The following is a 12,466-nucleotide window of genomic DNA, read 5'->3' on the forward strand; positions in this document are numbered from 1 at the left end:
GATAGTAGGACGTTCAGGAGTCACGGTCTTTAAGCTGAAATAACTCCCGCGCCCAGTGGACGAGGTCAGTTCGCCCCTTGGCGCCTGCCGCTTTTATTTGGGTTGTTGGGCTATGTATTAATTTATTCGTCAGCCCACGGGCTAATTGTTCCAGCACTTGTTCGGCGTCATCACCCTTCGCCAATTGGCGCAAGGCGCGCTCCAATTCAGCATCGCGATACTCTTCAGCCTTGGCGCGATAATCTCGGACGGTGTCAACGGCGTCCAACGCACGGATCTGGGTCTGCCAATCAAGCAAGGCCTTGGCAATAATTTCGCCAGCCTTGAGGGCCTCACTCTGCCTCGCGCGCTTGTTCTCTTCAACAATTTCTCGCAAGTCGTCAACGGTGTACAAAAAAACATCAGATAACTCAGCGACTTGCGGCTCAATATCACGAGGAACAGCAATATCAACCATCACCATGGGGCGATGCCTGCGCCTTTTTAGTGCAACCTCCACCGCTCCCTTGCCAAGAATAGGCAACTGGCTCGCGGTGGAAGCGACCACGATGTCAGCATCGACCAAATAATTTGGCATGTCCGATAGCATAACCGCCTCGGCATTAAACTGGTCGGCCAATCCCCGCGCGCGCTCAAGGGTGCGGTTAGCAATAATAATACGCTTTACGCCTTTATCCTGCAGGTGGCGGGCTACCAGCTCGATGGTTTCGCCGGCGCCTATTAACAGCGCCGTACAGCTACTCAACGAGGAAAACACATGCTGGGTTAAATTGACCGCGGCATAGGCAACTGACACTGGGTTTTCACCAATGCCGGTATCCGTGCGCACCCGCTTCGCCACTGTGAATATGTGAGCAAAGGTGCGGTGCAAACCACCATTAGCGGTACCAGCATCAACCGCCTGGGCATAGGCCGTTTTCATCTGGCCAAAAATCTGCGGCTCGCCTAACACCATCGAATCCAAGCCAGCGGCGACTTCCATCATATGCTTCAGCGCATACTGGCCGCGGTGATCGTAGATGCATGCCGCTAACTCAGCGCGATCAATATGATGATACGCCGACAACCAGTCCAAAATTCCACAGACGGCAGCATCGGCTTCGCCAGCAATAACGCCGTACAACTCGGTGCGATTACAGGTAGACAATATTGCTAGCTCAGACACCCCTGCGCAGCCAAGCGCTTCGCGCAGGGCAGACGGCATTTGCTCAGGCACAAACGCCACGCGCTCACGCACCGCGACCGGTGCCGAGTTGTGGTTTATACCAATTACGAGCAAATTCATTGAATAACGTGCGCCTGACTTTTCGAGTTACCGCGGGTGAGCAATGGTGAATTTTAGCAAGATGAAGGCCAAATGTGGATTTTATTACGAGCTGACAGCAAACATTGTTGTTTTTGCGAATTTAGCGGGACTATTACTGTCCTAGGTTTTTGCTCTAACTCATAGCCAAGAGCCATGCTAGTATTGGCTTTCAAATTCCGTGGTGATACCTAAGTTATGCGTTCTGCCTTTCCATACCTACTGATAACAATGGCCTTACTCTGCGGCTGTGCGAGCGTAGGCCCGGAACACGAGAACGAAGCGACGATCGTCGCCAGCGCAGACACTCAGAACAACAAACCGGCTACTCGCGCCTTTCCTGAAGATACGTTTTTCGACCTGCTAGTAGCAGAAATGGCGCTGCGCTACCAAGACCTCGACACCGCGCTCGACAACTACAGCTACCAAGCCGACAAAACCGGCGACCTTGGTGTTATCACCACCGCCGCTAGGCTCGCCCAATATCTGAATCGCGACGACGTTGCCCAGACCTATGCTCTGCAATGGCTAAAGTACGAGCCAGAAAATGCAGAGGCCCACTATATATTGGCCTCATCGCTATCACGGAGCCAACGGCCACTCGACGCATTCCCTCACATGACCAAAGTCATGGAGTTAGGCGGCGAAAGTAATTTTGCCGCCCTCGCCGCCACGGTGCTGTCTCGCACCGAAGACGAGCAGCGCGATTTTCTTCAACTTTTAAATACCCAGCTAGAACGCCACCCAGGTGATAACTCACTTAAAATTGCCAAAGCGCTGATGCTCCAATACCAAAAGCAGGAGGCCGCCGCCCTAGCCCTCATCCAACAGGTACTTAGCGACGAACCAGACAACCCCCACGCCCTGCTAATTGAAACCCGCACACTCGCTCAGCTTGGCCGCGATGACGAAGCACTTGCCCGACTACGCTATGCCGTAGATCAAAACCCCAACCACAAGCGCCTGCGTCACGACCTTGCTCGACGCTTGGTGAAGACCGACTTATTTCAAGCCAAAGCCCAATACGAACTGTTACTCAGACAGAACCCCGCTGACAGCGACTTACTGCTCGAACTCATGCTGATAAACCGCGAACTCAGTAACACCAGCGAGGCAGCAAAACAACTTGAGTCGCTTAGCGACACCCCAGCCCACAGCAGCCGCGCCCATTATGTATTGGGCCGCCTGGCCGAAGACGACCGCAACTGGCAAGAGGCAATGGCCCATTACGAACAGGCTACGACCGAGCCCGAGTTCGTCCCAGCTAGCCAGCGCCTAGCTAGCATCTCGCTAAGTGTTGATGGCGCCGAAAAAACGCTAACACGCCTACAAACCCTGCGTGAAAGACTGCCCGAGCACGCCAGCCTGATCGCTTTGCTTGAAGCAGAAATCCTGCGCAAAGAAGCCCAATACCAACGCGGTTACGACCTATTGAGCAAGGCATTAAACAACACGCCCGACGACGAGCAATTACGCTATGCCCGCTCTTTATTCAGTGAAAAACTAGGTGATCTCAGCGGGCTAGAAATGGATCTCCGGCACATCATCGACCGCGACCCAGAAAACGCCGCCGCACTCAATGCACTGGGCTACAGCTTAGCCAACCTCAGTTCGCGACTTGGCGAAGCAGAAAACTTTGTAAAGCGCGCACTCGCATTAGAACCCGAAGACCCGGCGATTATTGACAGCTACGGCTGGATACTCTTTTTAAAGGGTGACATCCACAGCGCAGTTAAAGTGCTCGAGCGGGCTTACAATAAAAGCCAAGACCACGAAATAGCCTCCCATTTTGGCGAAGCCCTTTGGGCGAGCGGCGATCAACAGCGCGCCAAGACCGTATGGAAAGCCGGCCTCAAAGACACCCCAAATAGCCCAATTATTTATGACACCTTGCGCAGGCTAAACTTATTCAATGATTAACCCCAGCCGCCACCTACGCAAATACATTGCCGCACTATGCCTACTGTTATTAGGAGGGTGCGCAGCCAGCCCCGAGCGCTTCCACGACAATGGCGCGGATAACTGGCAATTAAAAGGTAAAATCGGTGTTTGGCACGGCGACAAAAAAGAAAGCGCCGCCATAGACTGGAATCAATGCAGTGCAGACAAACTGCATATCCGCCTCAGCGGGCCACTCGGCAGCGGCGCCATCGAATTATATGCAGACCAAAACGGTGCTAGCCTCACGCAAAATGGCGAAACCCGTCGCGCCGACAGCATTGAAAGCCTCGCTGCTCAAGCTCAATGGCCAATACCGGTAAACGCGCTGCGGCTTTGGGTGCGAGGTCAGGCAGCGCCACAATCAAAGCAGCAAAGTAAAATAAACACCAATGGCCAGCTTGAAGAATTATTACAAGCTGGCTGGACCATTCAATATCGTTATAGCCAACCCCTGCAAACGCTACCAGATCGAGTTGAAGCCAGCTCTGCAGACACCCGACTAACCTTAATTATTCGCGATTGGCGTGAACAAGCGAGCACCTGCACTCCCAAATGACAATGATTGAACTGCCCTGCCCGGCTAAAATAAATTTATTTCTCAATATTACTGGGCGTCGCGCTGACGGCTACCACGAACTGCAAACCCTATTTCAACTTTTAGATTACGGCGACACTTTACGCCTGCAACGCCGCCCAGATAACTTACTGCGCTTACACCCCGAGCTAAACGGCGTCCCCAGCGAAGACAATCTAATTATACGCGCAGCAAGGCAGCTGCAAGCCTTAAATCCTCAGCAAACGCTCGGCGCCGACCTCTCCCTAACTAAGCGCCTCCCCATGGGCGGGGGTATTGGGGGCGGCAGCTCCGATGCAGCAAGCACCCTACTGGGTCTTAATCGCCTGTGGGAGCTAAACCTCAACTTGGCGCAATTAGCTGAAATCGGCCTAAAGCTCGGCGCCGACGTACCCGTTTTTGTGCACGGCAAGACCGCTTGGGCGGAAGGCATTGGCGAAAAATTAAGCCCAATACAGACAGCAAACAGCTGGTTTGTGGTGCTAAAACCCGACTGCCATGTGTCCACAGCTAAAATTTTTTGTCATGAACAATTGACACGCCATAGCTCACCGATCAAAATAGCCGCCTTTCTTGAGGGAGGTAACGGAAACAGCTGTGAACCACTGGTTCGAAAACTGTATCCGAATGTTGATAAGGCTTTGATTTGGCTGAATCAATTCGCTCCCGCGAAGCTAACTGGGACAGGCGCTTGCGTGTTTGCCAGCTTCCAAGACCAGGAAACTGCTGAAGCAGTTTGCGGACAACGGCCGAATAATATTGACGGCTTTGTTGCCCGAGGTGTTAACACCTCGCCACTGCACAAAGCATTGGGCATTCTTTAACGCAGACCTAAAAAGTTTAATTGGGGTGTCGCCAAGTGGTAAGGCACTGGGTTTTGATCTCAGCATTCGTAGGTTCGAGTCCTACCACCCCAGCCATTTAAAACTCGCCGCGTAAAGCGGCTTGTAGCTTCAATTCAGTGACATACATTTTTATCGAATTCATGCACTGAAAGAGCCGGTCAATTGCGATAAATTGGCAACGCACACCACCCGAAATTCATTAACACCAGCCCTACAGGACGCCGACCGTGCCCAAAATGATGGTCTTCACCGGCAATGCCAACCCCGAACTTGCTCGCAAAGTCGTAGAACATCTGCACCTGCCCCTGGGTGATGCAGTTGTTGGCAAATTCAGTGACGGCGAAATATTCGTCGAAGTAAACGAAAACGTACGCGGCGCCGATGTATTTCTTCTGCAACCGACCTGCGCACCCACCAATGACAACCTAATGGAGCTCATCGTAATGGCCGACGCCATGCGCAGAGCTTCTGCAGGACGCATTACAGCGGTGGTCCCCTACTTCGGCTATGCTCGCCAAGATCGCCGCGTGCGCTCACAGCGCGTACCTATTTCAGCCAAAGTGGTTGCCGACATGATGAGCGGCGTCGGTATCAACCGGGTGTTAACCGTTGATTTACACGCCGAGCAGATCCAAGGCTTTTTTGACGTGCCGGTCGACAATGTTTACGGCTCACCGGTTCTGCTAGACGATATCAGCCGCCAGCAATATGACAATCAAATGGTGGTATCACCCGATATTGGCGGAGTAGTCCGTGCCCGGGCCGTCGCCAAGCAGCTAGACGACGCTGATTTAGCAATTATTGACAAACGCCGCCCCGCCGCGGGCATCGCGCAAGTTATGCACATAATCGGCGAAGTTGAAGGCAAAACCTGCATTTTAGTCGACGATATGGTCGACACAGCCGGAACCTTATGCAAAGCCGCTGAAGCACTCAAGCAACATGGCGCTGCAAAAGTTGTCGCTTACTGCACACATCCTGTATTATCCGGCTCCGCCATTGCCAACATCAATGGCTCGCAGCTAGACGAACTGGTGGTAACCGACACCATTCCGCTGTCTGAAGAAGCACAGAAATGCAGCAAAATTCGCCAGCTAACCCTGGCAAATCTATTGGCCGAGTCAATCCGACGGGTCAGTAATGAAGAGTCGATCAGCGCCCTGTTCCGCTAAGCACTTCGCCTAGCAACAACGTTTTTTGACATTTACCGCCGCACTGGTCGCAAGTCGGCGGTTTTCGCGTTATTAAGGAGACAAATATGTCTAGCGATTACACAGTTAGCGCAACAGTACGCGCAGATGTAGGGAAAGGTGCGAGCCGCCGCCTACGTCGTCTGGAAGGTGAAATTCCTGCTATTGTTTACGGTGGCGAAAAAGCACCACAAATGCTGAACCTGATCCATAAAGATCTGATCAGATTGCTCAACGACGAAGCTTTCTACACGTCTATCCTAACCTTGGATGTTGATGGCCAGAAAGAATCAGTGATATTGAAGGATCTGCAGCGCCACCCAGCTAAATTGCGCGTTTTACACGCCGATTTCCTGCGTGTTGATGCCGACACCCTAATTACGCTGCACATACCACTGCACTTCATTAATGAAGAAAGCTGTGTTGGTGTTAAGCTTGCGGGCGGCAACATCACTCACGCAATGACCGACATTGAAGTTCAGTGCCTGCCGAAAGACCTGCCTGAGTTCGTTGAAGTGGATATGGCTGCAGTAGAAGCCGGCACCATTATTCACATTTCTGACATCGTATTGCCAGCTGGCGTAGAAAGCACAGCATTGGCTCTGGGCGAAGATCACGATCACCCAGTAGCTCACGTCCACGCTCCGCATGGCGGCGCTGACGACGAAGAAGAAGAAGAAGCTAGCGACGAAGAGTAAGTAATAAACTAACGGCCCCTCGGGGCCAATAGTAACAGGCGCCCCATTGACTACGATAAAACTGATCGTTGGGCTGGCTAACCCCGGCCCGCAATATCACGATACTCGTCACAATGCGGGCGCCTGGTTCGTTTCAGAACTGGCTCGCCTGCACCACAGCTCCCTAAATAGCGAATCTCGTTTTTTTGGCGACACCGCCAGAATTCAATACCAAGGCGGCGATCTGCGCCTATTAATACCTACCACCTTTATGAATCGTAGCGGCCAGTCCATCGCTGCACTCGCTAATTTTTACCGAATTCCGGCAGAGGCCATTCTCGTCGCTCACGACGAACTCGACCTCGCCCCCGGCACAGCCCGCTTTAAAACTGGCGGCGGCCACGGCGGCCACAACGGCCTGCGCGATACCGTTGCCCAGCTGGGTAACAACAAGAATTTCCACCGCCTGCGGATTGGCATTGGCCACCCCGGCAGCGCGGCACAAGTCACAAATTATGTTCTTGGCAAGCCACCAGCCGACGAACGCATCAGCATAGATCGGTGCATCGACGAAGCTATGCGCTGCCTACCTGATGCCGTCAATGGCGACTGGGCTAGGGCCATGAATCAACTACACAGCTACAAACAAGGGTAATATCACATGGGATTTAACTGCGGCATCGTCGGACTACCTAATGTCGGCAAGTCCACCCTCTTCAATGCGCTGACCAACGCCGGCATTGACGCGGCCAACTTCCCGTTCTGCACTATCGAGCCCAACTCAGGTATCGTGATGGTGCCAGACCCACGCCTACATGCATTGGCGGCCATCGTGAAGCCCGAGCGCGTGCTACCCGCCACCATGGAATTTGTCGACATTGCCGGCTTAGTCGCCGGCGCCTCAAAAGGCGAAGGCCTGGGCAATAAGTTTTTGGCCAATATTCGCGAGACCGACGCCATCGCCCACGTTGTGCGCTGTTTCGACAACGACAACATTATCCATGTTGCCAATAAGATTGACCCCGCCGCTGACATCGACATCATCAATACTGAGCTCGCCCTAGCCGACATGGAGAGCATCGACAAGCAACTGCAAAAAGTCGTCCGCGTTGCCAGAAGCGGTGACAAAGAAGCAACTGTCCTCAAAAACCTATTCGAAAAGCTTCTTACCCATCTCAACGAAGGCAAGCCTGTGCGCTCACTAAGCTTAGACAGCGACGAACTAGCTCGCACCCAAAGCCTGCACCTGTTGACTATCAAGCCAACAATGTACATCGCCAACGTTAACGAAGACGGCTTTGAGAACAACCCTCACCTCGATGCAGTACGCGCCATTGCTGCAGAAGACGGTGCCATCGTCGTACCTATTTGCAATAAACTCGAATCTGAAATTGCCGAACTCGATGACGATGAAAAAGCCGAATTTCTCACCGACCTCGGCATGGAAGAAGCCGGCCTAGACCGCGTTATTCGCGCCGGCTACCAACTGCTTGGCCTGCAAACCTACTTCACAGCCGGTGTAAAAGAAGTCCGCGCCTGGACAATCCCTGTCGGCGCTACTGCTCCGCAGTCTGCCGGCGTTATTCACACCGACTTTGAAAAAGGTTTCATTCGCGCCGAAGTTATTGCTTACGACGACTTCATTCAATATAAAGGCGAACAAGGCAGCAAAGATGCCGGAAAATGGCGCCTAGAGGGCAAAGAATACGTCGTCAAAGACGGCGACGTTGTTCATTTCCGCTTCAATGTCTAACACGCGCTACTCCGCGCTTGACATAAAGGCCCGAAGCTTGGAAAATGCGCGCCTTCTCTGAACAAGAGAACTGTGGCAAGGTAGCTCAGTTGGTTAGAGCACAACACTCATAATGTTGGGGTCGGCGGTTCGAATCCGCCCCTTGCTACCATTATTCCAAGAAACCACCTAACGGTGGTTTTTTTATACCCCTAGAAAAGTACTCCACTCTCAAAGGGTGGATGAGAACCGCCGCAGCGGTTCGACCAAATGCGACCAGCATTTTAGACGGCGATAGCCGCCCGCAGGGGCAGAAACAGGCCCTAGCCTGTTTCTGATCAATCCGCACCACTCAGCGGCTCGACCCCACTATTTAAAATAAGCTACCACCGTCTTACTAAATTTAACCCAAAGACCATACCGACCGATTCATTCAACCCCAAAACCCGATATTTTAAACATCGATCACAAGTTTTCCGCACAAATCGGTAAATTACGCTAATATGCCTTCATACTTAGTGACTTACTGAGCTAATCTAAGAATATATATAATCTGTCGGCCACTAGGGGCTAAACAGAGCCGCCAAAGAAATAGAGGACACCTGCCATGAAGGTCTTGTTTCGTACCTGCCTATTAACGTCCACCGTATTGTTATTTACTGCCTGCGGAGGCGGTGGCAGTGATGGCGGCCCAACCCTAACCCCTGATGAAAGCACAAACACAGACTCAACAAGCAGCACAGACACTACAGATGGATCAGTAGATACCCAAGTAGTACGTTTTGGCTCTTATTCCGGTACAACATTTACTGCAGGTAAAGTCGCCTCAAACAACACGACACTCAACGCAGGGCAAAGCGCCACTCTGAGCGTATCATTTATAGACCAAAACAATAGCCCAGTAACAGATACTGCTGACATCCTATTTACCTCTCCGTGCATTGCATCAGGAATCTCAGAAATAGACCCCGCAATTGCCACCAATACGAGCGGAACCGTCACAGCCACTTACACAGCGCGCGGTTGCGATGGCGACGACATAATCACTGCGGAAACAAGCGTAGACAGCACCACCTACTCCGCAAACGTTACCATCACTGCAGTCCCGTCACCCTTAGGCTCAATAACATTCGTTTCAGCAGACCCACAAATTATCAACATTAAGGGATCAGGTGGACCCCAGGGCGAGCAATCTGTCGTTACATTCTTAGTTAACAATGAATCAGGCGGCCCAGTCCCCAGCCTAGACGTGAATTTTTATTTGGATACCACTGTAGGTGGAATTACCATTAGCAATGACACAGCAAAAACTAATGCAAATGGTTTCGTCTCCACCACAGTAAGCGCAGGCACAGTAGCAACACCGGTCCGCGTCCTTGCCGAAGCTGTACGCGACGGAAAAGTAATAAGCACAGAATCTAGCCAACTAGCTATTTCAACAGGCTTTCCGGACCAAGATAGCTTTTCCATTAGCGCCACCGAATTAAATATTGACGGATGGAATTTTGAAGGTACAAAGACCATTATTAGTGTTCGCGCAGCAGACAGATTCAATCATCCAGCACCAGATGGCACATCAATTACGTTTTGGACTGAAGGCGCGAAAATAGAACCGAATTGCGTAACTTCTGGCGGTCAATGCTCCGTAGAACTTGAATCGCAGGAGCCACGCCCAGCTAACGGACGTATCACTGTACTAGCCTATGCGATCGGTGAAGAAAGCTTCCTCGATACCAACCCAACAAACGGACAGTTTGATAGCGCTGAATCTTTTGACGATATCAGCGAACCGTATCTCGACCGAGACGAAGACAATACATATGATCTCGGCGACGAAGAGTTCGCTGACTTCAATTCCGATAAGCAGTGGAATGACAAAAATTCTAAATTCGACGGGTTACTATGCGACGCTACAGAAAATGCAATATGTAATCCCGACGCAAATACTACATACGTATTCAATGACATTACTATTGTATTGTCTGGCTCAAATGATCTAAGCGTTACTACATTACCAAGCAGTATTAACCCACTTACTGCCCCAGTGCCAGTCACGGTTTTCATTCAAGATGCTCGCGGGCAAGTCCCCCCAGCCGGCACGACAGTACAAGCCTCAATCACCCAAGGCGAGATCGTCGGAGCTAGCAGCTACAGCATGGCCTCTACAGCGAGTGCTGGACCGGCGTCATTTACATTTCTAGTCGCCCCAGAAGATACTGCTGGCACCGGGCGCCTAGACATCTCAGTAACAACACCAGCAACTGGAGATAGTGGTAGATTCAGCTATTCAAGCTCAGTACCTATAACACAACCGTAAATTTGCTGCAGTAGCCCGCTACCCCATCACACGGAATAGCGGGCCTCATCACAAAGACTATGACAGAAGCGGAAACACCCCACGTACAATTTCTTTAGCCCCCTAAATATTCCCCACAGTCCTTTGTGGTAATATTCCGCGCTTATCTATGCCGACAACTCGCAGTAATTAAATGACCAAACCCGACACCCTCTACTCCCACCCCCACGCCAACCTCGGCCGCTTCGCCTTTGACGAGCATGTCGTAGAAGTCTTTCCCGACATGATTCAGCGCTCGGTTCCCGGCTATGCAACGATTATCGCGATGACCGGGGTTATGGCCGGCCGCTACGCACAGAGCGGGAGCAATGTTTACGATTTGGGGAGTTCACTTGGCGCCAGTACGCTGTCTATGGCGAGAGAGCTGACTGAGCGTGACTGTAAAATTATTGGGGTAGATAACTCCGCAGCGATGATTGAACGCTGCCGCACTTATATTGCCGACGCTACCACGCCAATTGAGCTGCGCTGCGAAAGCATTCAAGACACGCCGCTAAGCAACGCATCAGTCGTAGTCTTAAATTTTACACTGCAGTTTATTCCCGCCACTGAGCGGGCCAGCCTAATTAACAAAATTGCTGCAGCGATGCGTCCAGGTGGGATTCTGATATTGTCGGAAAAGATTCGCTTTGCGGATCAGCACCTGCAGGAGCTCAACACGGACCTACACCACGCCTTTAAACGCGCCAACGGGTATAGCGAATTAGAAGTTGCGCAGAAACGCAGCGCACTTGAGGACGTGCTGGTGCCAGAAACAATTGCAGAGCATCAGCAACGTCTGCGCGAAGCAGGGTTCAGCCGTATCGATGCTTGGTTCCAATGTTTTAATTTCGCGTCACTGGTCGCAATCAAATGATGGATTACAGTAAATTTCTCAGCGCCCTAAGCCAAAACCCACTACTAAACGAGTGGGCAGCTAAATTACCAGAGCAAATCGCTCAAGGCCTGAGCGAGACCCGCTATGGCGACCTTCCCCGCTGGAAGCAGGCGCTTACCGCTCTCCCCGAATTAACGCCGAGTGAAATCTGCTTAGACGCCTCAAGAGTCGGCTGCAATGGCGATGTTACCCCGAGCCAGCGCGAGCACTTGGAAGAGGCATTAAAGGGCCTGCACCCATGGCGAAAAGGCCCCTTCGAGTTATTTAATGTCCATATCGATACTGAGTGGCGATCGGACTGGAAATGGAACCGCCTTAAAGATTCGATATCCCCGCTTAAAGGCCGCACTGTCCTTGATATCGGTTGCGGCAGCGGCTACCATTGCTGGCGTATGCGGGGTGCTGGTGCAGAGCTAGTGGTTGGTATTGATCCAACTCCGCTCTTTGTGACTCAGTACTTTGCCTTACAAAAGTATTTAAACGACCCGAGCGTCGCAGTGCTCCCCATGGGTATTGAACATTTGCCCGCAAAACTCCAAGCCTTTGATACCACCTTCTCGATGGGTATTCTTTATCACCGCCGCTCACCCTTCGACCACCTCTTAGCACTTCGCGACACCCTGCGCAGCGGCGGCCAACTGGTACTGGAAACCCTAGTAATCGACGGTGGATTAGGCGACGCACTTGTCCCGGAAGGTCGCTATAGCAAAATGGGGAATGTTTGGTTTATCCCCAGCACCGCAACATTAGAAAGCTGGCTTAAGAAGGTCGGCTTTAAAAACCCCCGGCTTATTGACGTCAGCCAAACAAGTATGGATGAACAGCGGAGCACCGAGTGGATGCAATTTCATTCCTTGGCTGAATTTTTAGATCCAAATGACTCAAGCAAGACCATTGAAGGCTATCCAGCACCAAAACGGGCAACGTTTATTGCTGAAACCCCCTAAACAGGGGCTTTACAAAGCGTGACA

11 protein-coding genes and 2 tRNA genes are annotated in these 12,466 nt (G+C 51.8%); 12 read left to right on the forward strand and 1 reads right to left on the reverse strand.

All coding sequences use genetic code 11. From position 1 onward, the window contains the following. Positions 1-13: 13 nt before the first annotated feature. On the reverse strand, positions 14-1,285 hold the full coding sequence (hemA, locus tag ABD836_RS17865; RefSeq protein ID WP_344938618.1) for a glutamyl-tRNA reductase: 1,272 nt from the start codon (positions 1,283-1,285) through the stop codon (positions 14-16). Positions 1,286-1,501: 216 nt separating this feature from the next. Between hemA and ABD836_RS17870 the strand changes: the two genes are divergently transcribed. From ABD836_RS17870 to cmoB, 12 genes are all read left to right on the forward strand, one after another. Continuing rightward, positions 1,502-3,223, forward strand: a complete 1,722-nt coding sequence (locus tag ABD836_RS17870; protein ID WP_344938620.1) for a tetratricopeptide repeat protein — start codon at positions 1,502-1,504, stop codon at positions 3,221-3,223. After that, the gene (gene lolB / locus ABD836_RS17875) at positions 3,216-3,800 is read left to right on the forward strand and encodes a lipoprotein insertase outer membrane protein LolB (protein ID WP_344938622.1); all 585 of its coding nucleotides are present in this window, start codon (positions 3,216-3,218) and stop codon (positions 3,798-3,800) included. The genes ABD836_RS17870 and lolB overlap by 8 nt, the downstream gene beginning before the upstream one ends. Then, complete coding sequence (ispE, locus tag ABD836_RS17880) at positions 3,797-4,642, forward strand: 4-(cytidine 5'-diphospho)-2-C-methyl-D-erythritol kinase (RefSeq protein ID WP_344938624.1); 846 nt, start codon at positions 3,797-3,799, stop codon at positions 4,640-4,642. Before lolB ends, ispE begins: the two co-directional genes overlap by 4 nt. A 21-nt stretch (positions 4,643-4,663) precedes the next feature. Continuing rightward, positions 4,664-4,738: transfer RNA gene (locus ABD836_RS17885), tRNA-Gln, on the forward strand. Positions 4,739-4,902: 164 nt separating this feature from the next. After that, positions 4,903-5,835 (forward strand): ribose-phosphate pyrophosphokinase, encoded by a 933-nt coding sequence (locus tag ABD836_RS17890; protein WP_425583050.1) that lies wholly within the window; start codon positions 4,903-4,905, stop codon positions 5,833-5,835. 86 nt (positions 5,836-5,921) lie between these two features. Next, entirely contained in the window at positions 5,922-6,551 is a 630-nt protein-coding gene (locus ABD836_RS17895; protein WP_344938626.1) for a 50S ribosomal protein L25/general stress protein Ctc, read from the forward strand. A gap of 46 nt (positions 6,552-6,597) precedes the next feature. After that, positions 6,598-7,185, forward strand: a complete 588-nt coding sequence (gene pth / locus ABD836_RS17900) for an aminoacyl-tRNA hydrolase (protein ID WP_344938628.1) — start codon at positions 6,598-6,600, stop codon at positions 7,183-7,185. Positions 7,186-7,191: 6 nt separating this feature from the next. After that, positions 7,192-8,283: a redox-regulated ATPase YchF gene (ychF, locus tag ABD836_RS17905; RefSeq protein ID WP_344938630.1), complete on the forward strand. Its 1,092-nt coding sequence runs from the start codon at positions 7,192-7,194 to the stop codon at positions 8,281-8,283. Positions 8,284-8,357: 74 nt separating this feature from the next. Continuing rightward, positions 8,358-8,434, forward strand: a tRNA-Met gene (locus tag ABD836_RS17910). Between the two features lie 435 nt (positions 8,435-8,869). Next, complete coding sequence (locus ABD836_RS17915) at positions 8,870-10,579, forward strand: hypothetical protein (protein WP_344938632.1); 1,710 nt, start codon at positions 8,870-8,872, stop codon at positions 10,577-10,579. A 172-nt stretch (positions 10,580-10,751) separates the two neighbouring features. Beyond that, a complete protein-coding gene (cmoA, locus tag ABD836_RS17920; protein WP_344938634.1) occupies positions 10,752-11,474 on the forward strand; it encodes a carboxy-S-adenosyl-L-methionine synthase CmoA in 723 nt (240 codons plus the stop codon). Beyond that, on the forward strand, positions 11,471-12,442 hold the full coding sequence (gene cmoB / locus ABD836_RS17925) for a tRNA 5-methoxyuridine(34)/uridine 5-oxyacetic acid(34) synthase CmoB (protein ID WP_344938636.1): 972 nt from the start codon (positions 11,471-11,473) through the stop codon (positions 12,440-12,442). The genes cmoA and cmoB overlap by 4 nt, the downstream gene beginning before the upstream one ends. Positions 12,443-12,466 lie beyond the last annotated feature (24 nt).

The sequence above is a fragment of the Zhongshania borealis genome (genome assembly GCF_039539625.1).
Classification (GTDB): Bacteria; Pseudomonadota; Gammaproteobacteria; order Pseudomonadales; family Spongiibacteraceae; genus Spongiibacter; species Spongiibacter borealis.